Annotated in this window: 23 protein-coding genes; 16 read left to right on the forward strand and 7 right to left on the reverse strand. The window is 59.6% G+C overall.

Annotated features, from left to right (window positions below; all coding sequences use genetic code 11):
* Window positions 1-143 precede the first annotated feature (143 nt).
* From F3J08_RS01230 to F3J08_RS01240, 3 genes are read left to right on the forward strand one after another with little or no spacing between them, the layout of a single operon-like run.
* Entirely contained in the window at window positions 144-395 is a 252-nt protein-coding gene (locus F3J08_RS01230; protein ID WP_166928111.1) for a hypothetical protein, read from the forward strand.
* 10 nt (window positions 396-405) lie between these two features.
* Window positions 406-1,332, forward strand: a complete 927-nt coding sequence (locus F3J08_RS01235) for a tyrosine recombinase (protein WP_166928112.1) — start codon at window positions 406-408, stop codon at window positions 1,330-1,332.
* A gap of 48 nt (window positions 1,333-1,380) precedes the next feature.
* Entirely contained in the window at window positions 1,381-2,337 is a 957-nt protein-coding gene (locus tag F3J08_RS01240) for an acetyl-CoA carboxylase carboxyltransferase subunit alpha (protein ID WP_062164959.1), read from the forward strand.
* A 91-nt stretch (window positions 2,338-2,428) separates the two neighbouring features.
* Here F3J08_RS01240 and F3J08_RS01245 read toward each other — a convergent pair whose 3' ends face one another.
* Window positions 2,429-3,181 (reverse strand): molybdopterin-binding protein, encoded by a 753-nt coding sequence (locus F3J08_RS01245; RefSeq protein ID WP_166928113.1) that lies wholly within the window; start codon window positions 3,179-3,181, stop codon window positions 2,429-2,431.
* 131 nt (window positions 3,182-3,312) lie between these two features.
* On the opposite strand from F3J08_RS01245, the gene F3J08_RS01250 reads away from it, so the two are divergent.
* A complete protein-coding gene (locus tag F3J08_RS01250) occupies window positions 3,313-4,221 on the forward strand; it encodes an SMP-30/gluconolactonase/LRE family protein (RefSeq protein ID WP_166928114.1) in 909 nt (302 codons plus the stop codon).
* Between the two features lie 14 nt (window positions 4,222-4,235).
* On the opposite strand, the gene F3J08_RS01255 is transcribed toward F3J08_RS01250, so the two are convergent.
* Together F3J08_RS01255 and F3J08_RS01260 are read right to left on the reverse strand one after the other, a co-directional pair.
* Window positions 4,236-5,198, reverse strand: coding sequence for a bifunctional GNAT family N-acetyltransferase/(deoxy)nucleoside triphosphate pyrophosphohydrolase (locus F3J08_RS01255; protein WP_166928115.1), 963 nt, complete (start codon window positions 5,196-5,198; stop codon window positions 4,236-4,238).
* On the reverse strand, window positions 5,195-6,295 hold the full coding sequence (locus F3J08_RS01260; protein ID WP_166928116.1) for an aromatic ring-hydroxylating dioxygenase subunit alpha: 1,101 nt from the start codon (window positions 6,293-6,295) through the stop codon (window positions 5,195-5,197). Before F3J08_RS01260 ends, F3J08_RS01255 begins: the two co-directional genes overlap by 4 nt.
* A 426-nt stretch (window positions 6,296-6,721) precedes the next feature.
* Between F3J08_RS01260 and F3J08_RS01265 the strand changes: the two genes are divergently transcribed.
* On the forward strand, window positions 6,722-9,238 hold the full coding sequence (locus tag F3J08_RS01265; RefSeq protein ID WP_166928117.1) for a TonB-dependent siderophore receptor: 2,517 nt from the start codon (window positions 6,722-6,724) through the stop codon (window positions 9,236-9,238).
* Window positions 9,239-9,340: 102 nt separating this feature from the next.
* Here the strand turns inward: F3J08_RS01265 and F3J08_RS01270 are convergent, their stop codons facing one another.
* On the reverse strand, window positions 9,341-10,183 hold the full coding sequence (locus tag F3J08_RS01270; protein ID WP_166928118.1) for an ATP-binding protein: 843 nt from the start codon (window positions 10,181-10,183) through the stop codon (window positions 9,341-9,343).
* Between the two features lie 122 nt (window positions 10,184-10,305).
* Here F3J08_RS01270 and yajC point away from each other — a divergent pair, with 122 nt between their 5' ends.
* Window positions 10,306-10,620 carry a preprotein translocase subunit YajC gene (gene yajC, locus F3J08_RS01275; protein WP_023978541.1) on the forward strand — a complete coding sequence of 105 codons (315 nt, stop codon included), beginning with the start codon at window positions 10,306-10,308 and terminating at the stop codon, window positions 10,618-10,620.
* Between the two features lie 129 nt (window positions 10,621-10,749).
* Here the strand turns inward: yajC and F3J08_RS01280 are convergent, their stop codons facing one another.
* From F3J08_RS01280 to F3J08_RS01290, 3 genes are all read right to left on the reverse strand, one after another.
* Entirely contained in the window at window positions 10,750-11,358 is a 609-nt protein-coding gene (locus tag F3J08_RS01280; RefSeq protein ID WP_166928119.1) for a superoxide dismutase, read from the reverse strand.
* Between the two features lie 122 nt (window positions 11,359-11,480).
* A complete protein-coding gene (locus F3J08_RS01285) occupies window positions 11,481-12,455 on the reverse strand; it encodes an NAD(P)-dependent oxidoreductase (protein ID WP_370458641.1) in 975 nt (324 codons plus the stop codon).
* 430 nt (window positions 12,456-12,885) lie between these two features.
* Window positions 12,886-13,491 (reverse strand): NYN domain-containing protein, encoded by a 606-nt coding sequence (locus tag F3J08_RS01290; protein WP_122039853.1) that lies wholly within the window; start codon window positions 13,489-13,491, stop codon window positions 12,886-12,888.
* A 305-nt stretch (window positions 13,492-13,796) separates the two neighbouring features.
* Here F3J08_RS01290 and rpoZ point away from each other — a divergent pair, with 305 nt between their 5' ends.
* From rpoZ to F3J08_RS01340, 10 genes are all read left to right on the forward strand, one after another.
* Window positions 13,797-14,195, forward strand: coding sequence for a DNA-directed RNA polymerase subunit omega (rpoZ, locus tag F3J08_RS01295; protein ID WP_023978537.1), 399 nt, complete (start codon window positions 13,797-13,799; stop codon window positions 14,193-14,195).
* Window positions 14,196-14,346: 151 nt separating this feature from the next.
* Window positions 14,347-16,572, forward strand: coding sequence for a bifunctional (p)ppGpp synthetase/guanosine-3',5'-bis(diphosphate) 3'-pyrophosphohydrolase (locus F3J08_RS01300; protein WP_122040073.1), 2,226 nt, complete (start codon window positions 14,347-14,349; stop codon window positions 16,570-16,572).
* A gap of 8 nt (window positions 16,573-16,580) precedes the next feature.
* On the forward strand, window positions 16,581-16,991 hold the full coding sequence (gene acpS, locus F3J08_RS01305) for a holo-ACP synthase (protein ID WP_166928121.1): 411 nt from the start codon (window positions 16,581-16,583) through the stop codon (window positions 16,989-16,991).
* A gap of 43 nt (window positions 16,992-17,034) precedes the next feature.
* On the forward strand, window positions 17,035-17,829 hold the full coding sequence (gene lepB, locus F3J08_RS01310; protein ID WP_166928122.1) for a signal peptidase I: 795 nt from the start codon (window positions 17,035-17,037) through the stop codon (window positions 17,827-17,829).
* Between the two features lie 9 nt (window positions 17,830-17,838).
* Window positions 17,839-18,588: a ribonuclease III gene (gene rnc / locus F3J08_RS01315; RefSeq protein ID WP_166928123.1), complete on the forward strand. Its 750-nt coding sequence runs from the start codon at window positions 17,839-17,841 to the stop codon at window positions 18,586-18,588.
* On the forward strand, window positions 18,585-19,475 hold the full coding sequence (gene era, locus F3J08_RS01320; protein WP_035443892.1) for a GTPase Era: 891 nt from the start codon (window positions 18,585-18,587) through the stop codon (window positions 19,473-19,475). Before rnc ends, era begins: the two co-directional genes overlap by 4 nt.
* Before the next feature lie 86 nt (window positions 19,476-19,561).
* Entirely contained in the window at window positions 19,562-20,290 is a 729-nt protein-coding gene (pyrH, locus tag F3J08_RS01325) for a UMP kinase (RefSeq protein WP_166928124.1), read from the forward strand.
* A 136-nt stretch (window positions 20,291-20,426) separates the two neighbouring features.
* Window positions 20,427-20,993, forward strand: coding sequence for a ribosome recycling factor (frr, locus tag F3J08_RS01330; RefSeq protein ID WP_166928125.1), 567 nt, complete (start codon window positions 20,427-20,429; stop codon window positions 20,991-20,993).
* Between the two features lie 9 nt (window positions 20,994-21,002).
* Window positions 21,003-21,770: a polyprenyl diphosphate synthase gene (uppS, locus tag F3J08_RS01335; protein ID WP_276110103.1), complete on the forward strand. Its 768-nt coding sequence runs from the start codon at window positions 21,003-21,005 to the stop codon at window positions 21,768-21,770.
* On the forward strand, window positions 21,767-22,633 hold the full coding sequence (locus tag F3J08_RS01340; protein ID WP_166928126.1) for a phosphatidate cytidylyltransferase: 867 nt from the start codon (window positions 21,767-21,769) through the stop codon (window positions 22,631-22,633). The genes uppS and F3J08_RS01340 overlap by 4 nt, the downstream gene beginning before the upstream one ends.
* Window positions 22,634-22,645 lie beyond the last annotated feature (12 nt).

Consider the following 22,645-nt stretch of genomic DNA (forward strand, 5'->3'; position numbering starts at 1 on the left):
TCGGTTCGATCGGAAAAAAAGGTGGGGCGTGACATTCGGGCAAGGCTAACATACAGGAAAGCGGCTCGCCACCGAGCAGCCCCGGCAGGGCGCGGCCTGTGGCTGAAAATCTTGCCCACGCGCCCGTCTTTCAGGAGTTTTTCATGTCCACGCTGAGCTTTCCCCGGATCGCCCTTGCACTCGCTGTCCTGATCGTTGTGGGTCTTGGCGGAGCGTTTCTGAAGCTGGGCATGAACCCGCCACTGCCCGTACAGACGATGGTGCACAAGGATCTGCCGGGAACGCAGTTTGCGGCGACAGCGGCTGATTCCGCACCGGCCATGCCGGGTACCGCACCCGCCAAACCCATGCCCTCCATGCCCGAGCCTGTCGCAGCGCCCACGCTCCAACACTGAACCGTTCCCCATGACCGGGGGTGAGGGGCTACCCCCGGCGGCAGAGGCTTTTCTGGAGATGCTGGCGGCGGAGCGCAATGCGGCCCCGCGCACCCGTCAGGCCTACGCCTCGGACCTCGCGGATTTCATCGCCTTCCTGAAGCGCCAGAATGAGGGTGAGCCTGCGGCTCTGCTCGAGGCAGGGCAGACAAGCATCGCTGCCTATGGTGCCTGGCAGGGGCGTTCGGGGCTTTCATCAAGTACCGCAGCACGACGGCTTTCATGCCTGCGCCAGTTCTTCCGTTTCGTGCAGCGTGAAGGGTGGTCCGATCATGACCCCACAGAAAGCATCCAGATGCCGCGTCTGGAGAAGCCCTTACCCAAACTTCTGTCGGAGGCACAGGTAGAGCGTCTGCTCGATGAGGGATGTCATGGCCATGACGATCCGCGGCGCGATCTGGTCAGCCGGGCGGCGCTCGAACTGCTTTATACGACTGGTTTGCGTATCTCGGAGTTGCTCTCTCTGCCCGGGCGTCTGTTCAGGCGTGAGTCGGAAATGGTGCTGATAAGGGGGAAAGGCGGGCGCGAGCGGCTCATACCGATCTCCCACGCAGCCCGCGAAGCCGCTCTGGCGTTGCTTCATCATGACCGGGATATCGATAGTCCCTACCTCTTTCCCGGTCGCAACCCGGCGCGTGCCCTGACCCGTCAGGGATTCGACAAGATCCTGCTCCATGTTGCGCTCAGGGCCGGGATCGATCCCGATCTGGTATCACCCCACGTGCTGAGACACTCCTTCGCAACCCATCTGCTGGAGCGCGGGGCGGATTTGCGTGCCTTGCAGATGCTCCTTGGTCACGCCGATATCGCGACGACCCAGATCTATACCCATGTGATGCAGGAACGGCTGCGGCAGGTGCTCAACCAGCATCACCCGCTTTCGGATGATGCGCCATGATGAAGCGACGGATTGTTGTGGAACATGAACCCGTGCTATCGGCGGGGCATGCGTCAGTATCTCGATTTCGAAAAGCCGGTTGCCGAGCTTGAAAACAAGATTGCCGAACTTCGCCAGATGGCCAAGGACGGCGAAGGCATCAACATTGCCGACGAAATCGGCAAATTGTCCGACAAGGCGGAAAAGCAGCTTCGTGCTGCCTATACCAAGCTGACGCCGTGGCAGAAGGTCATGGTCGCGCGCCATGCGCAGCGTCCTCGCGCTCTTGATTACTTCAAGGGGCTGCTTGAGGAATACACGCCGCTTGCCGGTGATCGTCTGGGCCACGATGACCAGGCCATTGTCGGTGGTCTTGCCCGTTTCCGCGGTCAGGCTGTCATGGTGATCGGCACAGAGCGCGGTTTCGACATGGAGTCGCGCCTGCGTCATAATTTCGGCATGCCCAAGCCGGAAGGCTATCGCAAGGCGCAGCGCCTCGTTGAGATGGCTGGCCGCTTTGGCCTGCCGATCCTGACATTCATCGATACGTCAGGCGCATGGCCCGGCATCGATGCCGAAGAGCGTGGTCAGGCGCAGGCTATTGCCCGTTCGACCGATTGCTGTCTCCGCGCACCGGTTCCGCTGATTGCCATCATCATTGGTGAAGGCGGATCGGGTGGGGCTGTTGCCCTCGGCGCCGGTGACCGCGTTCTGATGCTTGAACATTCGATTTATTCGGTCATTGCCCCGGAAGGCGCCGCGTCCATCCTCTGGCGCGACCCCAAGCAGGCGGCTACGGCGGCCGAGGCGCTCAAGCTGACAGCTCAGGATCTTCTCAAGCTGCACCTGATCGATCGTATCATCCCCGAGCCCATCGGCGGGGCGCAGCGTTTCCCGGAAGAAGCGATTGCCGCTGTCGGTGACGCCATTGGCGATGTGCTGGCCGAGCTCATTCCCTTCGAGGGAGAGAATCTCGTGGCAAAGCGACGCGAGAAGTTCCTTGCGATGGGGCGTGATACGCTCTGAGGTACCGGTTTGCGGACGGGGTCTGACGACCCCGGCCCAGAGGGATGAAGAACCGCCTGGCCATAGGGTCAGGCGGTTTTTTTTGTGCTTCTCAGGGGGCAGGTTCACCCTCGATCGGCGTCACCCCAAGCGAATCGATCAGTTGACGGATCCGCTCACCGGCTTGCGCCACCTGATCTGAATCGTAGCCCTTGGCGACGAGAGACACGCCTTTTCGCCCGTCGGCACGTTCAAACGGATAGGAGCCAAGGTCGAGCGTAGGGAAATCGTTCTGGATTGCCTCCAGCCCCTCCGCCAATGTCCCCTCACGCAAATCCGCATGCCATGCCACAGAGCATAGAGGGGCCCCGCCTTCGAGGGTTGGGAGCAGAGCGTTGAACATGGATTGCATGATGGAGGGTACGCCTGCCATCACATGCACATTGGCAATCGAAAAACCCGGAGCAATCGAAACGGTGTTCTCGATCGGGACGGCGCCGCGCGGCAGCCAGGCCATCCGCTGCCGCGCCTTGTTGAATTTTTCCTTCCCCAGATAGGATTCCAGCTTCCGGTAGCTTTCCTCATGAATTTCCAGAGGGACTCCGACGGCCTCCGCAACGCAGGCGGCGGTTATGTCGTCATGCGTCGGGCCAATGCCGCCCGTGGTAAACACATGGTCGAACATGGCGCGACAGGTCGCAACCGTGTCGACAATGCGCTTAGCCTTGTCCGGAATGACGCGGACTTCTTCCAGTGCAATCCCCGAGCGGGCGAGGCCGTTCGCAATGAAGCGGATATTGGCATCCTGCGTGCGGCCAGACAGGATTTCGTTGCCGATGATGAGAAGACAGGCGGTGGGTGGCATGGGGTTTCCCTCTGATCGCCGGGGAATGATAACTTCGTCAACCATACAGGGTGTCCTGACGTTAAATCCCGACACGTCGATCAACTTCGAGTTGATGAACCTGACTATGACCTTTTCGCAGGAGACAGGAAATGAGCGATCTGAACAGCGAACCCTGCGCATCATGCGCTTATGACATCCGCGCCGATCTGGCTGAGGGGCCGGTCTGGATCTCCAGCGAAAACGCTATCTATTTTGTCGATATCAACGGTCGCAAGGTCCATCGGTTCACACCCGGGCTGGGCGAGGCCCATCACTGGGTCGCCCCCGGCAAGGTCGCGTTCCTGCTTCCAGTGGAAGACGGTACCTTTCTGGCGGGGCTGCCTGACGGGCTCTACCGGTTCGACCCTCAGGCCAGCAGCTTCGAGAAGGAGCTGGATGTCGAGGCCGACAAGCCCGGCAACCGCCTGAATGATGGCTGCGTGGACCTGCACGGGCGCGGCTGGTTTGGTACAATGGATGATTCGGAGGAAGCGCCGAGCGGCTCTCTCTATTCGGTTCATCACACGGCGGAAGGATTTGTACTGCGCCATCACGATACGGGATATACGGTTGCCAATGGCCCCGCAGTCTCGCCCGATGGCAAGCTTCTCTATGCCTGCGATACCCCCAATGGTGTGATCTACCGTTTCGACCTTTCCGCAGATGGGGCCCTGTCCAACAAGCGCATCTTTGTGAACCTGCCTGAGGACAAGGGCTATCCGGACGGCGTTGTGTCAGACAGCGAGGGCAATATCTGGTGCTCGACCTGGAATGGCGCTCATGTTCGCTGCTTCACCCCCGATGGGGTCGAACGCGCCTCATTCGCTGTGCCTGCCATGAATGTCACCAAGGTCGCCTTTGGTGGTGATGATCGCAAGACGGCCTATGTCACGAGTGCGCGTCAGGGCCTCTCCGACGCAGTCCTTGCCCGGTATCCGCAATCGGGGAGTCTTTTCACTTTCCGTGCCGACAAGGCAGGGTTGCCGCAGCATCGCATCGCCCTGGTCAAGGCGGACTGAACCTCGCCTGCAGATCAGCCGGCGAGCAGCTCCCTGAGGAGGGGAATCAGGGGGCGGTCGGGTGCTGGCATGGGGAAACGATCCAGTTCATCCACCGGCACCCAGGCCAGTTCCTGCCCTTCACGCGGGACGGGCTGGCGTCGCCAGCGTGTGCAGAGATAAAGCGGCATCAGCAAATGCCGCCCCCCTATGTTTTCGGAAACGAAAGTGAAGGGGGCGATACACCCCGACGAGATATCGACCCCGAGTTCCTCATCCAGTTCGCGAATCAGCGCCTGTTCGGGCGATTCATGGGGCTCGACCTTGCCACCCGGGAACTCCCATAACCCGGCCATCGGTTTGCCGGGCGGCCGACGGGCCAGAAGGACGCGCTGCTCCCGATCGATCAGCACCGCTGCGACGACCAGCAGAACGCGCGGCCCATTACCCTGTGTCACAGGCGTTGCCTTCTCCGTTGCGCGATCCAGCCTGTAGGTAAGCACCGGATAGGGTTCCGGCCCGCGCGATATGAAGGGAATACGCGTCGTGCCTGAGCGCACGAAGGCGAGGCGGTCCAGCAGAGCGATCGAAGGCAGGTTGTCTTCCGCCACATCTGCCATGATCTTCGTGACCGGAAGTGTCTCGAACGCCCATTCAACCACGCGTCGTACGCAGGCAGTTGCAATGCCTTTCTGCCAGAAAGGACGCCCCACCCAGTAGCCAATCCTCGCCGTCTGGGTCGGGCGATCCATCGACAAGCCAATGCAGCCGACGAGCCTGTCATTGTCGCAAATGGCGAAATGCCAGGCTTTGCCAGCCTCCTGACGCTCGATAGTGCTCGCAATCCATTGATCAGCCAGCTTCCGCGGGTAGGGGAAAGGGAGATGGCTGAGCATGCGCACGACACTCCAGTCATTGACCAGATTGTGCACAGCGGCACCATCGGTCGGCCGAAGCGGGCGCAGACGGTAGGGCGAGACCTCGAGTGTCAGACTCATTCGGCGGCCTGAGCCCGATCCGGTTCGGTCAGTACTTCGGTATCCGGAGTCTCTGTTTCCGGCTGGATGCCCGAACGACGCAACAGGTCGCGCAGGGCGTTGATGACCGGAAAGACTTCCTGATTGCGATCACCGCCAAGTTCACGCCACGCCTTCTGCTCAAGTTCCACAATCTCGCGGTCCTCGGCGAAGATCCTGTTGGTGAACCCGACAAGGAGCGGCCAGGCGAGTTCGAGTGCTCCCTTGAGCTTGGGACGTCGAATCGAGAGCAGGCCGAACACGCGGCATGTAAGATGCTCGGCGTCCTGAGGCACGTAGACGATCCAGAGATCCATCACGGGTGGTTCGTCGCCGGTACGGATGTGCAGTGTCTGATAGGGATAGACAGTGCGGATGGTCATGACGTCACGATGCGCGAATTTCGCGCTGGCATCGCGACGCTCTCCAAAGATCAGCGCCTCGCCCCAGGGCTGCTTTCCACCCACGCGGGCAAAGCTGTAGCGCGCCTCGACCATGCGTGGCTCATCGGCACCGCCAAGATAGCGGGGCTTCATCTTGCCCATCTGCTTCGAGTGCATGAACTGATGATTCATATCCATCAGGTTCTCATGCATGAAGCTGTAATGGCAGTTCACATGCTCGCCGAAACGGCGGGTCTTGTAGGTTGGGTCGGCAACGGAGCCGAGCTGAGGGAAGGGGGTCGTTTCCGCCTTGGCCGGATCGCCGGGGAAGATGAAGATCAGCCCCTCGACTTCACGGCATGGATAGGTGCGAACACCATTGGGGAGTTTGCCCTTGCCCAGATAGGGCACGTCGATGCAGCGACCCGAGCGGCCATAGGCCCAGCCATGATAGCAGCACTGGACAGCCTCGCCTTCGACACGTCCCTTGCTGAGCGGTACCTGCCTGTGCGCACAGCGATCCTCCAGAGCGAACACGGTGCCTTCCTGCGGGCGCACAAGCGCAATGGGCTGGCCGGCAAAACGTGTCGCAATGGTCTTGCCTTTGCGCAGCTCATGCGACCACGCGACAGGGTACCAGTAATCGGGATCACACTTGACCCGGCGCAGATCAACCACGTCGCTTCCCAGCCTCATGGCGTCTGAGCAGCGTTGCCCTGATCTGGTATTTCCGGATGTGTCGTTAATAAGGCTTTCCGTCATCGGTATCCCTGTCTTGACCGCCTCATGGCCAGGCCTGGCAACAAGCTGGCGGCCCTGAGCGTGGCTCTTGAATCCTTGCAACCCTGTGCAGAAGCGAAGTTTAGCAGGCTTGCGGCCAGAGGGAACAGCACCTTTGCGTCACGAATGTTCATTGGAGAACTTATGGTCGCGAAATGCAGGGCAAGCGACAGATAATTGCTGAAACTGACCGGTTTGTGCTGGCTATCTGCGACAAACTGTGTTTTTTTTGTCTCATTCGATCCGCTAACGAAAGAAAATTCCATTTCGACGTTGTAACGAGTTTTCGATGCTGCCTAGACTGATCCTGGTTCACGATCCCATGGAGAGACAGCTCGAACGATGTTTACAAAGCGAAGAATACTGGCGGCGGCGACCCTTCTCTCCTTCCCATTCGGGTTCAGCTACGCTCAGGCGGCTACGCAGCCTGCCGAGCAGACCGCGCCAAAGGTAAAAAAGACCGGCGTCGTTCACCAAAGAACGTCAATCGGCTCGGATCAGCCCCTTCATTCCGTTCCCAAGATCCGCACCCGCAAGGCACGCGATGCGAGCGGCGATAGCGGTGAGTCTGTCATCGTGACGGGTACCCACGCCTTCAACCGCAAGGCCCGCGACAGCGCCGTGCCCGTCACCGTGGTTTCTGCTGCCACCCTGCGCCGCTCCGGCCAGCTCAACCTGGCAGACGCCATCACGCGCGTTGATCCCTCCATCACGGTCACAGCCAACGGTGCCGATGCCGGTGCGCTGACCTCGGCGATCCGTATGCGTGGCCTTAATCCTAACGAGGTTCTGGTGCTGGTCGATGGCAAGCGCCGTAATACGACAGCCAATATCTATGCCGATGCGGGCCCGCAGCAGGGTTCGACCCCGGTCGATCTGAACATGATCCCGGCGGGCGCGATCGATCACATCGAAATCCTGCGTGATGGCGCAGCCGCCCTTTACGGTTCTGATGCCATCGCAGGTGTCGTGAACATCATCACCAAGAAGACCAATCATGGCATCAACACCGTCGCGCAGACGGGTGCCAATGCCTATAACGGCACCGGTTGGCAGTATCTGATCGGTGCCGATGGTGGTCTTAAATGGGGCAATGACGGTTTTGTCCACCTGAGCGGTCAGGTCTATCACACCGATCATTGGGTCTCGAAGCTCAAGAGCACCGACGACCATCGCTGGACGACCAGCTCGAGCTGGCCCGCCAACTCCAACAACATCCTCTCCAACCCGGAAGAAACACGCGAAAATCTCTCCATCGAATGGGGCAAGGGTATCACGGAGGGTATCGAGACCTATGGTCTGATCACCTATGCCCATCGCCATTCCGAGGCTTACGAGAACTACCGTGTGCCCACCGTGGCGCCGAGCGCCTATCCTTATGGCTTCTCACCGCTGGAGACGATCGAGGAGAACGACTTCCAGGCCAATCTGGGCCTCAAGGGCGATAATCTGTTCGGCTTCAGCTGGGATCTGAGCACGCTGTACGGCCAGGATGACGACGATATCGGCAACAAGAACACCTTCAATCCGAATTACTACAAGGCCTATGGGTTCTCGCCCACCACGGTGCGCGCACAGAGCTATTCTCTTGCCCAGTGGACCAGCAATTTCGATGCCCGTCGCAACTTCCGTATCGCGGATGTCGTGCCGATGACGCTGGCCTTCGGCGCCGAGCATCGCCTGGAAATGTACACGATCAAGGCGGGCGAGCCGGCTTCGTATGAGCTTGGCGGCACACAGGGCTTTGCCGGTCTGACGCCGCAGAACGCCGGCAAGTGGCAGCGCAATATCTGGGCCGGTTATCTGGATGGCGACTTCCACCCGCTGCCGCACTGGGACCTCGATTTTGCCGGCCGCTTCGAGCACTACACCGATTTCGGCAACACCGAGAACGGCAAGGTCACGACGCGCTACGACATCACCAGCAAGCTCGCTATCCGCGGCACGATCAGCAACGGCTTCCGTGCGCCGACCATGCCTGAGCAGTATTACTCGGCGCTTAATGTTTCACCGACTGGCGCTTCAGGTCTGCTGCAGACTGTTGGCGCTGCAGGCAAGACCATCGGTGCCCAGCGTCTGAAGCCCGAGCGGTCGACCAGCGCTGAAGGCGGTATCATCGCAGAGCCGCTGAAGGACTGGCATGTCTCGGTTGATGTCTATCAGATCAATATCCGTGACCGCATTATCGGCTCGGCTACGGTCAATGGTCAGACGGCACTGGACGCGATCGCCCTGACAGGCGTGGATCTGCCAAGCGGAATCGACCCCAGCAACGTGACGGCCAATTACTTTGCCAACGTGGCCAGCACGCGCACACAGGGTCTCGACCTGCAAACCGACTACCTGCTGCATCTGCACCGCTACGGCACGCTCAACCTGAGCGCGATGCTCAACCTCAACCGCACGCGCATCAGCCATATCAACACCAACGCTTTCGGCGATCCCGCAGCCAATGCGCAGACGGTGGGTTATCTCACCACGGGCTCACCGCGCAGCAAGCTGATCCTGAACGCCTACTGGACGTATCATCAGTGGGATGTGAACCTGCGTCAGACCCGCTATGGCGAGACCAAGTCGCTGCTGACCTATGAGGATCTGGCACCAGCGGCGATCAAGTACTCCAACACGGAATGGGCAGAATTCAAGAATACGCCTGTCTGGCTGACGGATCTTGAAGTTGGCTATCGCTTCACCGAGCATTGGCATTTCGCTATCGGCGCGAACAACATCTTCAACCAGCGCCCGCGCCACGTGAACCCGATCACCAACTATCTGGGTCCGAAGATCTATGACACCGACTCCTCGGGTATCCCGATCTATGGTGCCTATTACTACGGCCGTCTGAACGCGACGTTCTGATCGTCCTGTTTTGCATGCAGGGACCAGCCAGAGGTCCCTGCGGGCGCTTTTCTTTCGAATATGCCGTCGAGCCGGGCCGGTGCATGACCGGCCCGGCTTTTTTCATCCCAGCGTTGCGCTGAGATGGTCGATGAACTGGGCGGCAACGCGGCCGGAGCGGCCCCCACGTTCCATGGCCCATTCCAGAGCGTGCTGATGCAGCGCCTCGGTCGAAATGGCGAGTCTGCGGTGGGCGGCGTAGCCGTCGACAATTGCGAGATAGGTTTCCTGGTTGCAGCCATGAACACCGATCCACAGGCCGAAGCGGTCTGACAGGGAGACCTTTTCCTCGACGGCTTCCTGCGGGTTGATGGCGCTGCCGCTTTCGTTTTCCATCATGTCACGCGGCATGAGATGGCGACGATTGGACGTGGCATAGAACAGCACGTTCTCGGGGCGGCCCATGATGCCACCATCCAGAACCGATTTCAGCGATTTGTAATCGGCATCCTGTGTCTCGAAGGAGAGGTCATCGCAAAAGAGGATACAGCGCCGGGGCTGGGCGCGCAGGATATCGAGCAGGCGCGGGAGGGTGGAGAGATCGTCGCGCTGGATCTCGATCAGAACAAGGGCATGAGGCCGCTCGCGATTGGCCTCGGCAAAGCACGCCTTGACCAGCGAGGATTTCCCCATACCCCGCGCACCCCAGAGCATGACATTATTGCCTGTGCGACCCTGTGCGAAATGGCGCGTGTTTTCCAGAACCAACCGGGTCTGGCGATCAATCCCGCGCAACAGCGAGAGATCGACCCCGTGGACCTGCGCGACGGGTCGCAGGCTTGCGGACGCCCCCTGCCACATGAAGGCGTCGCCTGTCTCGAGCGTGGTTGCGCTGGCCGGTGCGGGTGACAGGCGTTCCAGAGCCGATGCAATACGCTCGAGTTTTTCGAGCAGAACGGGGTCCATAGGTTTCTCCCTTGTTCCAAAGCCGTGCTTGACGTGCAGGCGCGGTCAATTATGGTCCGGCTGCAATCCGGTCCGTCCCGTGACGTGTCCGGTCCCTGACTATCGACATATGGAAGAAACGCATGCTCGCCAACAGCGGGATTATCTCATTCCTCCCGATGATCCTCGTGTTCGTCGTGTTCTATTTCGTGCTCATCCGTCCCCAGCAGGCACGCCAGAAGGAACTCAAGGCACAGCTTAATGCGCTGCGTCGCGGTGACCGTATTGTGACCAGTGGCGGCATCATCGGCGTGGTTCAGCTTGCCCGTGAGGGGACCAAGGAAATCGAGATCGAGATCGCTCCCGGCGTGAAGATCCAGCTGATGCGCGAAAATGTCTCGCAGGTTCTGACCAGCACGGCAAAGCCAGCGAATGACGGTGGCAAGCCCGCCAAGTAAGGCGCGGCAACCAAGATAGATTGAAAAAGGCCGGCCCCGAGAGGGAGCCGGCCTTTTTCATGGGATATCGTCTTGAGCTGCCCCGCAGATGATCCCCAGGAACAGTCCTCGGGGCAGCCGGGAGCGATATCAGGCAGAGAGCAGCTCTGCTTCGGCAAACTCGTAATTGGCAAGCTTGTCGAGATAGTTGGTGATGTAATCAGGACGACGGTTGCGGAAGTCCAGATAATAGGCGTGTTCCCACACATCCAGACCCAGTAGGGCACGACCCTGGCCTTCGGCCAGCGGGTTCGAGCCATTGGCTGTCTTGGTCACGGCAAGCTTGCCATCATTGCCAAGAACCAGCCACGCCCAGCCCGAGCCGAACTGCGAGATGGCTGCCTGCTTGAAGGCGGCCTTGAACGCGTCGAGACCACCGAGATCGGACTCGATCTTTGCAGCCAGCTTGGACGGCACCTGACCGCCATTCGGCGCAAGATTCTTCCAGAACAGGATATGGTTCCAGTGCTGGCCCGCGTTGTTGAATACGGGAGCCTGTGCGGCATCACCCTTCACGGCGAGAATGATTTCCTCAAGGCTCTTGCCCTGAAACTCCGGCTTGGCTTCGACAAAGCCGTTCAGCGCCGTGACATAAGCCTGATGATGCTTGCCATGATGCAGCTCAAGCGTTTCCTGGCACATGCCAGAGGCGGCGAGCGCACCGGACGAGTAGGGAAGGGACGGCAGTTCGAAAGCCATGGTCGCGTCTCCTGGACTGTCATGGTGAGGGCCAGACGGGCTGTCTGGCCACAGAAGGCAGCTATGGTGCGCAACCGGTTTCGTCAACCCGTTGCGGCACCGATCCGTGTCGCGCTGATATATCAGCTATCGTGCTTGACGACGCTCTTTTCGATGGCGCCAAGCAGGGCAGAGTAATCGTCATTGGCATGACGCTTGCCCGAAAGAGCCAGGGCCTGGTCTGCCACAGCAATGGCAGGGCAGAAGCTGTGCGTCGATCTGGCGGCGCTGATGAGCAATCCCATATCCTTGGACATGAGGCGGGTGGGGAATTGCGGCGAAAAATCGCCCTGCTGTGCAGCACCGAGCTTGCGCTTGTGATGCGGCGAGATGACGGCCACCTGAGAGAGTGCTTCATAAAGCATGTCACGGTTCAGGCCGCTATCGAGGCCATAACCCACAGCTTCGGCAATCACGTTGAGCGTTGCGCCCATGATGCCGTTGATGACGAGCTTGAGGCGCGTGCCTGCCCCGACGTCTCCAGCATGAATGGTGAGCTTGCCTATGGCGTCCAGCACGGGTGCAGCGGCGGCAAGATCCTGTTCGGATGCTCCCACCAGCATGACAAGCTCGCCTTTTTCGGCTTCGGGGGTGCTGCCCGACATGGGGGCGTCCACAAAGCGTAGTCCTTTCTCGACCACAAGCCCCCGGAGCTTCTCGGTCGCCTCTGGCGAGATGGTGCTGCTATTGATCACGAGCGTGTCAGGGCGAGCCCCGGCGAGAAATCCATCGTCTCCCTCGGCCGATGCCATTACGGCTGCATCGTTCGGTACGCAGAGGATGATGATATCAACGCTCTCGCCCAGCTTGCATGCCGTCTGGGCCACCGGTGTCTCTGCATCCTGCTGGCGCCCTGACGGGGTGTAGGCAATGACGTCATAACCCGTTGCCCGCAGGTTATGGCCCATGAGAGAGCCCATCGCACCATAGCCAATAAAGCCGATCTTACCTGAGTTACGCTGGTTCATGATGATTCTCCTCTCGAGCGTGATCCTGCGGGTTAAAGCGTCCTGATTGCCCGGGTTGCTTGCCCCGACGCGCAGTTGATCACGCATCATTCGACGCGGGCAGATGCGGGGAAGGGGGAGCGCCCCATTGTCTCGGGTTATCTAGGGAAGTCTTGCCCGATTTGTGTCAATACGTTTCTGGTGCGCGGGTATCTTCCCGATGAGCAAAAAAATGTCATGATAACAAGCACGTCAGATCGCAGTCGTGTACAGCCTACCTTCGCTGAAGCAGCCTGTGCATCGGATCGGATCCCGGTGGATACAGCGCTGAAAGATATGGAAACGCCTGACGTTTTAAATCCCGTAGAGGCGTGGATTTGGCAGCGAACGAGGCCGAGCGGAGGCGCGGCGCGCGCAGGTAATCCCCACGGGCGCCCACCGCCGAATTGTCGACCTCACATGGGCGGGGCAAACGTTACGATGCCTGCCGATGCCATCTCACTGTCTCGGAACATGCCCGGGGCTGGGTCAGACAGGACGATCAATCATCAAGATCGTTGTCGGGCATGACATCGGCAGGATGCCTGATCGGGTTGGATCTGGGGCGTACCGGGGTGTCGGCCTGACGGCGTGTGAACTCTGCCGCAATGTCTCCCAGTTCAACGAACTGATCCACCTGTCGCCGGAGGTCATCCCCAATCAAGGGGGGGGAGGACCTGAGCGACGATACTGCCGTAACACGCACACCGCGGCGCTGTATGGCTTCCACGGCACGTCTGAGATCTGCATCCCCACTGAATATCACAGCGTGATCTATCTTGTCAGCCAGTTCGAGCAAATCGACCGCCAGTTCGACATCCATATTGCCTTTGAGGCGTCGGCGGCCGGATTGATCGGTAAATTCGCGTGCCGTCTTTGTAACGAGCATATAACCGTTATAGGCGAGCCAGTCGGTGAGTGGCTTAAGGGGAGAATACTCTTCGGTCTCGGGAATTGCCGCATAGTAATGGGCTCGTATCAGTCTGGTTCCCGATTTCAAATATCGGAGCAGGCGCCGATAGTCGACTTCAAATCCAAGGGTCTTGGCAGTATAATATAAGCTCGATCCATCTATAAAAACAGCAGTTTTCTCGGTTTTGTCGAGCATCTTCGATCCGTATGAGAATTCTGCCGGGACAGGCTTTCGCGGCAGTCAGTTAGATTTACTGTAGAAGATTAACAAATGTTAGATGAATAATACAGAGCGCCGCACATTTCGTAATTGTCAGACTATGTCAGTTCATCACCTCTGGAGCTGTCCTTCAGCCAAGCAAGAGCGATGCTGAAGATTGCGATCCTTACTCTGATGCCATGTTGCATGGGCGCGAAAGCGCTTATGATTGCTCCACCCGCCATGCTATGCTATTTTGCACAATTCACGTCGATCCGCGGAAATTGGTTGGGAAGAGTTTTATGGCACGCGTTACCGTTGAAGACTGCATCGAAAAGGTCCCGAACCGCTTCGAGCTCGTTCTCCTTGCTGCACAGCGCGCTCGTGGTCTGTCGCGTGGCGAGGAAATGACCCTTGATCGTGACAATGACAAGAACCCTGTCGTGGCGTTGCGCGAAATCGCGGAGGACAAGGTCAATCTCGGTACGCTCAAGGATGGTATCGTGCGCTCTCTGGCCCGTGCCCCCGAGCCCGAGCCTGTCGATGAAGAGGTGATGGACCTCATTCCGACCGATCAGAACATCTTTGGCCTGCAGGATGTCTCCTCCGAGGAAGAGCACGCGCATATGGCCGAAACCATGTCCACAGCCGAGCTCGAGGCGTCGTTCGAGGCAGAGTTCGGAGGACGCGGCCGCCGCTGAGTCCTCTTGCGGTGCCGGGCCGTTCTGTGGTCCGGTAGCGTATTCAACGATTTAGGTTGCGGGAGAGAGTACCGGCATGTCTGACACCCTTCTCCCCGGCGCCGAGCACAACACGCCAGCGCCTGAAATCCTCGCAGCTGAACCGACAGGCATGGCGCCCGCCATGCCATCGATCAGCGGTCTTCTTCGCCGTATTGCCGCCTATGATCCGCAAGCGGACCTCAAGCGCGTGGAAGAAGCCTACGAGGTAGCCGAAAAGGCGCATCGCGAGCAAAAGCGCGACAATGGTGAGCCCTATATTATCCATCCCATCGCCGTGGCGAACATCCTTGCGGGTTTTCGCATGGACGTGCCTTCAATCATGGTCGGGCTGCTGCACGATACGGTCGAAGACACCGGGATTACGCCGGCCTTTCTGAAGGACCGCTTCGGTGAGACGGTGGCCAGTCTGGTCGATGGTGTGACCAAACTGACTCGTCTGGAGTTGCAGTCGGACCGGACGAAACAGGCGGAAAATTTCCGTAAGCTTGTTCTGGCGATGTCACGCGATATTCGCGTGCTTATCGTGAAGCTTGCCGATCGCCTGCATAACATGCGCACCCTGCATTATGTGCAGAGGCAGGATCGACGCCTGCGCATTGCCCGTGAAACGATGGATATCTATGCGCCGCTGGCCGAGCGCATCGGTATGGATCGCGTCAAGACCGAGCTGCAAAATCTCTCATTCGAACAGCTTGAGCCCGAAGCCGATGCGACAATCCGGGCACGCCTGAACTTTCTGCGGGGTCACGGCGCGGATATCATCGAGCAGATCAAGCATGAACTGAAGGCGCTCTGTGCCGAGGTCGGTCTGCCCCAGATCGATGTGACGGGGCGGGAAAAATCGCCCTATTCCATCTGGGCCAAGATGCAAAAGCGCAATGTCGCGTTCGAGCAGCTTTCCGACATCATGGCATTTCGCGTGATCGTTCCCAGCCGCGATGCCTGCTATGCCGCGTTGGGTGCTATTCACGGCGCCTATCCGATGATTGCGGGGCGCTTCAAGGATTACATCTCCACGCCCAAGGCCAATGGCTATCAGAGCCTTCATACGGGCGTGACCCTGCGACAGCCGCGAAACCAGAAGATCGAAGTGCAGATCCGCACGGCGGACATGCACAATTTTGCCGAGAACGGTGTGGCAGCGCACTGGGCCTACAAGGAACGCGACGAGGCGCAGGCGTCCAATAGCGAAGTTGCGGCTCTGGGCCTCAACAAGCTGCGCTGGGTGCAGGATCTGCTTGAGATCCTCGAGGATTCTGAGGCACCTGACGAGTTTCTCGAAAACACGAAGCTCGAACTGTATCAGGATCAGGTTTTCTGTTTCACCCCCAAAGGGCAGCTGATCTCTCTTCCGCGTCGCGCGACGCCCGTTGACTTCGCCTATGCTGTGCATAGCCAGGTTGGTGATGCCTGCGTGGGCGCCAAGATCAATGGCCGCCTGATGCCCCTGCGCCATGAATTGCAGAATGGCGATCAGGTCGAGATCATGACGGCGCGTGGCGGGACGCCCTCCGCGTCCTGGGAGCGGTTCGTCGTTACAGGCAAGGCGCGTGCGCGCATACGCCGCCATGTTGCGTTGCAGCAGCGCCAGGTCAATCTCGATACCGGGCGCACCGCGCTGGCCAAGGCTTTCCGTCAGGAAGGTGTCGATGGTAGTGAGAAAGTGCTTGAGTCGCTGCTGCGCGATCTGCGTCAGGCCAGCATCGAGGATCTGTATGTTGCGGTTGGCAATGGTCAGCTTGGGCCGCGTGACGTGGTCAATGCGGCTTATCCTGAGCTGCGCCAGACCCATCGCGCGCCTCGTATGGTGCCGGGTCTGTCCGGTCGCCTTGGTGGGGGTGTCGGTACGGCGCCGCGCTATGGCACCAAGAGCGGTTCGATCATCACCGGTATCGGCTCCGGGATTGCGACCCATTTCGCCGGGTGCTGTCATCCGCTACCGGGTGATCCGATCGTGGGCATCATCGCGCAGGGCAAGGGCGTAACCATCCACCAGCGTGCTTGCCAGAATCTGAGTGCCTTCTCGTCCACGCCTGAGCGGTTCCTTGAAATCGACTGGGATTATGAGGCTCTGGCGCAAGGCGAGCGCGGCGCACCGCATATCGGGCGTGTCAGCGTGATTGCTGCCAATGAGTCGAGCGTTCTGACCACCCTCACGAACACAGCGTCCAAGCATAATGGCAGTGTCGTCAATCTGCGCATCCTGAATCGCCAGCTTGATTTCATGGAAATTCTGGTCGATCTCGAAGTGCGTGACGTGCGGCACCTCTCCGCCATGATTGCAGCGCTGCGCTCGGCACAGGGTGTCATGCAGGTCGAGCGCGCCCGGAACTGAGCTGCGGGATGATCAGGGGGATTGGCACGGATCTGTGCGATATGCGTCGTATCGCACGCGCTCTTGAGCGTTCAGGGGAAAGATTTCTCGAGCGCAGCTTCACTGCGGCGGAACGCGCCTATGCGGATACGCGCAAGGGCGATGGCCGTATCGGTATCCTTGCCAAGCGATGGGCGGCCAAAGAAGCATGCGTCAAGGCACTGGGTACCGGCTTTCGCGACGGTATAGCCCTGACCGATATCGAAGTCAGTAATGATGCATCGGGTAAACCCTTCCTGACCCTGAGGGGCGAGGCGGCGCGTTGTCTTGCTGCGCTGGCCCTGCCGGGAGAGCGGGCGGAAGTCCTGCTCAGCCTGAGTGATGAAACACCTTATGCAATAGCCTATGTGATCGTGCAGTCAGTTTCCTGTACTTCGTGATAGCCTGTCGCCAATGCCCCACCACCTGCGCTAAGACCCGGATATGACCGACCAGAATCAGGAGGCACGTGCCTCCAGGAAAAAAGAAGACACCCCCCTTGAGATCGTGCGCTTTGTCGCGATCTGGATTGTCGTATTGCTGGCGATACGAACGGTGGTTCTCGAGCCGTTCAATATTCCCAGCGCGTCCATGATCCCGACGCTGCAGGTGGGTGACTACATCATCGTCACGAAATTCGATTATGGCTGGTCTCGATTCTCCATGCCGTTTTCGCCACATCTCTTTGAGGGGCGCATCTGGGGCGCGTCGCCGCATCGTGGTGATGTCGCGGTGTTCCGTTATACGCAAAACACGTCGGTCGATTATATCAAGCGCATCATCGGTCTGCCGGGTGATCACATCCAGATGCGTGCAGGCGAGCTTTATCTGAACGGCACGCTGGTGCCGCGCAAGTCGCTGGGCGCCTATTCCGTGATGGATGAGAACCGTTATCCGCAGACGGGCATACGCTATCTCGAAACCTTGCCCGGAAGTGCGGGTGCCGCGCCCGTCACGCATCAGATTCTGAAGCAGACGGATGAGGGTGAACAGAACGACACGCGCGAATATGTCGTGCCCGAGGGTTACTTTTTCGCGATGGGTGATAACCGCGATAACAGCGGGGATAGCCGTTTCCAGCGCGATAATGGTGTAGACCTCGGCTATGTGCCGATGGTCAATCTGGTGGGCAAGGCACGCTTCGTGTTCTTCTCGTACGAGGCCGTTCATCCTCTCTGGCAGTTCTGGCAATGGCCCTTCGAGATCCGCTGGAGCCATCTTTTTGCGACCATGCATTGAGGGTGGCTCATGACGACTCATGACGCCATAGCGGAGACGCTCCAGAAGGCCCTTGGCCACCAGTTTGCTGATCAGGGGCTTCTGCGACAGGCGCTCACCCACCGTTCTGCTGTCTCCGCCCGTCAGGGACGGCGCGCGCCACGTCAGGCCGCACGGGTTGCGAGCGCAGCCTCGAACGAGCGGCTGGAATTCATCGGTGATCGCGTGCTTGGTCTGCTGATGGCTGAATGGCTGCTTGAGCAGTTCCCCGACGAGCCCGAAGGGGCGTTGGGGCCGCGCCATGCCTCGCTGGTCTCGCGCAATGCTCTGGCCCCGATTGCAGAGAGCATTGGTGTAGCCGGGGCACTGCATATTGCGGAACATGAGGAGCAGGCCGGAATACGCAGCCTTGCGAATGTTCAGGCCGACGCGATGGAGGCTCTGTTAGGAGCGCTCTATCTCGATGGCGGACTGGAGCCAGCGCGACGTTTTGTGCGGGAAAAGTGGAAGGATCTGCTGACCTCGCAGATCACGCCGCCCAAGGACCCCAAGACGACCCTGCAGGAATTCGTTCTCGCCCGGGGATACCCCCTGCCGGATTACGAAACGCTTTCCATGGAAGGTCCCTCACATGCGCCGCGCTTTACCATCGCGGTTTCTGCTATGGGGGAGAAAGGAGAGGGCGTTGCGGGTAGCAAACGCCAGGCCGAGAGCGAGGCAGCCACTGCCTTGCTTCGGCGATTGAACCGTGGCCGTAAAGGCACGAAGGATAGAAAATGACAACACGTTGTGGTTTCGTCGCCCTGGTCGGGGCTCCGAATGCCGGTAAATCCACCCTGATCAACCGTATGACCGGGACCAAGCTCTCGATCGTCAGCCCCAAGGCCCAGACGACGCGCTTTCGCGTGCTCGGGATCCTGATGCGGCAGACTTCCCAGATTCTGCTGGTTGATACGCCGGGCATCTTCAAGCCAAAGCGCAAGCTCGACCGCGCTATGGTGGCGGCAGCGTGGACCGGGTCACAGGACGCCGATATTTCGCTCCTGCTGATCGATGCCAAGGCTGGCATACGCGAGGAGGCCCAGGCGGTCATCGATACCCTGGCAAAGCAGAAGCGCCGTGTCTGGCTTGTGCTCAACAAGACCGACCTTGTGACCACGCAGCAGCTTTTGCCCTTGACCAAGGCCATTACCGATCAGCTGTCGGTCGAGCATGTGTTCATGCTCAGCGCCCGTTCGGGCGATGGGGTGGACGATCTGCTGGATTATCTCGCAGCTGAACTGCCGGAGGGGCCTTACCTCTATCCGGAAGACGATCTGACTGATCTGCCCGATCGTTTGCTGGCGGCTGAGCTGGTGCGCGAGCAGATTTTCATGCAGACCCATGAGGAAATCCCCTACCAGGCCACCGTCGAGACGGAGAGCTTCAAGGAACGCCCTGATGGGTCGGTGCGCATTGATGCCACGATCTATGTTTCCCGGCCCGGGCACAAGGCCATCCTCATTGGTGAAGGGGGACGCAAGATTCGCAGCATCGGCGAGCGGGCGCGTCTGGATCTGGGCCGGTTGCTTGAACGGCCCTGCCATCTTTTCCTGAACGTGCGTGAGCGCGCGGGCTGGGATGAGGAAAAGGCCAGACTGCGTGCCATCGGGCTGGATGACGCCTGAGAAGTTCTTGTTAGGACAGGCCGCGCCCTATAAGAGAGGCGCGGGCCGTGTTGGGCCCTGATCAGGCCGCTGTGAAAGAGGATGCGATGACCGGAACTTCTGCAGGATACAAGCGCGTTCTTCTCAAGGTTTCGGGCGAAGCCCTCATGGGCAAGGGCTCATTCGGTATCGAGCCGCAGATGGTTGAGGCCATCGCGAACGATGTGGCTTCTGTCTCACGCAGCGGCATCCAGGTCTGTCTGGTGATCGGTGGCGGAAACATCTTCCGCGGTGTGGCCGCCGCAGCGAAGGGCATGGACCGCGCCCAGGGTGATTATGCTGGCATGCTGGCCACCGTCATCAACGCGCTGATGATGCAGAATGCTCTTGAGCGCGCAGGGATCGATACCCGCGTGATGTCCGCCATCCAGATGTCCTCCATTGCCGAGCCCTATATCCGTCGCCGTGCCGTGCGCCACATGGAAAAGGGACGCGTGGTCATCTTTGCTGCGGGTACGGGCAATCCGTTCTTCACGACTGACACAGCGGCAGCACTGCGCGCCAACGAGATGGAATGTGACGTTCTGCTCAAGGGGACGCAGGTCGATGGTGTCTATTCTGCCGACCCGCGCCGTGTGCCGGATGCCGAGCGTTATGATGAATTGTCCTACATGGACGTGCTGTCACGCGATCTGAATGTGATGGACGCAACGGCCATTTCGCTGGCGCGTGAAAACCGCCTGCCGATCATTGTTTTCAATATTCATGCCCCCGGTGCGTTTGCGAGTGTCATGCGCGGCGAGGGGCGTTTCACCCGTATTATCGAAGCGGCCTGAGCAGGGCCATCTGCCGGGTGTTCCGGGGGATCTCGCGAGGGCTCATGGTCCTCGGGATAAGCCGGCAATGCCATACCGCCACCCAAGGGACACTTCCCCCGGTCCGGACGCCTGAACCGTATTGAAGGAGAGACCAATGCCTGCCGAACTGAACGATCTGCTTGACGATCTGACGCGCCGTATGGATGGCGCCCTTGAAAGCCTGCGTCGTGATCTGTCTGGTCTGCGCTCGGGCCGCGCCAGCCCGAACCTGCTTGAGCCGGTCCGTGTCGAGGCTTATGGCAGTGAAGTGCCGCTCTCTCAGGTGGGTTCGATCGCCGTTCCTGAAGCACGCATGCTGACAGTTTCGGTCTGGGATCGCGGTCTCGTAGGTGCCGTTGAACGCGCCATTCGTGATGCGGGTCTCGGCCTCAATCCGGCGGCGGATGGGCAGACCGTGCGCGTGCCGATTCCCCAGCTGACGGAAGAGCGTCGTACCGAACTGGCCCGTGCCGCAGGGCGCTATGCTGAAAACGGCAAGATTGCCGTGCGCAATGTGCGCCGCGATGGCATGGACCAGATCAAAACGCACGAGAAGAAGAGTGAAATCAGCCAGGACGACATGAAGGTCTGGTCTGACGGTGTTCAGAAGCTGACCGACCAGTACATCAAGAGGGTGGATGATATGCTGGCGGACAAGGAACGCGAGATCAAGCAGGTCTGATTGAAGGCTGTGTCCTCCTCACGCGCTCATACTGCTCCGGCCACAGGGCTGGACCCTGCGACAGTACCTCGCCATGTGGCCGTTATCATGGATGGTAACGGGCGCTGGGCGCGTGCGCGCGGCAAGCCTGTCATGGCCGGGCATCGGGCAGGCGCGGAGGCCGTCAGGCGATGTGTGAGGGGGGCAATCACTTCAGGCGTTCGGTATCTGACCCTCTATGCCTTTTCTTCCGAAAACTGGAACCGCACGTCTGAAGAGGTGTCGGATCTGACGTCACTCCTGCGTTTTTATCTGCGCCATAAAGTGGCGGAATTGCACGAGCAGAATGTAAGGCTCGATTTCATCGGTGACTTGTCCCGGTTTGATGCGAGCCTGCGCGACGAAATTGAACGTGCCCGCACCCTGACAGCACGTAACACACGTCTGACCATGATTCTCGCCCTGTCCTATGGTGCGCGCCATGATGTGCTGAATGCGGCCAAGAAAATGGCTGTCGCAGCATCAAGAGGGGAGATCGACCTGAATGCGATGGGCGAAGCGACTTTCGGTGAGTTTCTTCAGACCTCGTCATTCCCCGATCCCGATCTGATCGTTCGCACGAGTGGAGAGCGTCGCCTGTCGAACTTCCTGCTATGGGAATCGGCCTATGCCGAGCTGGCCTTTCTGGATGTGATGTGGCCTGATTTCGACGAGGGGCATTTTACAGCACTGATGAGCGACTTCTCCCGGCGTGAACGCCGCTTTGGTAAACGCCTTGATCCGGATGGCGCGTTGTGAGCCAACAGAATTCTGCCTCGCGCTGGTCTGATCTTCGTCTGCGTCTTATCTCGGCCGCGATTATCGTACCGGTGGCCGCTCTTTGCATCCTGGCAGGAGGGCTCGCCTATCGCGGCATGATCCTGCTTGTCAGCCTCGGTCTCGTCTATGAGGCCATGGCAATGGCTGGGCTACGGTGGGGGCGGGGGGCGCTTAAATGGCGAGGTTGGCTCTTGCTCGCCTGGCCCCTGGCTGCGCTTCTTGCTGCCATGAAGGGTGAATGGCGTGTCGCGTTTGCTCTGGTGTTTGCCGCAGGGATCTTCGGGGCCGCGCAATGGGCATGTGTCGCCGTGGCTGCACTTGGTGGTTTGTCCCTGTTCTGGCTGCGCGAACCACCGTATGGGGCTATACTTGTTCTGTTTGTGGTGGCGGTTGTCATTGCGAGCGACAGCGGTGCTTATCTGGCAGGGCGAGTTTTCGGCGGTGCAAAACTGGCACCGCGTATTTCGCCCGGCAAGACGCGTTCCGGTGCGGTCGGTGGATTGATCGCTGCAGGACTGGTGGGCATGCTCGTTGTGCTGAGCAGCGGCATCGGCTCCCCGTTGGGCGGGCTGATATGGGGTATGATTCTTGGCTTTGCCTCGCAATCAGGTGACCTTGCAGAGAGCGCGGCCAAACGACGCGTTGGCATCAAGGATTCCGGCAAGCTCATACCCGGCCACGGTGGTTTGCTCGACCGTTTCGACGGCCTCCTGGCGGCGGCGCCCTTGGCCGCTCTGGTCTCCCTTTGCGTCCCCGAGCAGATCTTCTGGAATGCCACACCGCACGACATCTTCGCAGCATTGACGCATTTCTTCGTTTCATCTTCCGCTTCATCGCATTGATCTGGAGTTCCC

Origin of the sequence: Asaia sp. As-1742 (assembly GCF_011753235.1) — a bacterium.
GTDB lineage: Bacteria > Pseudomonadota > Alphaproteobacteria > Acetobacterales > Acetobacteraceae > Asaia > Asaia bogorensis_B.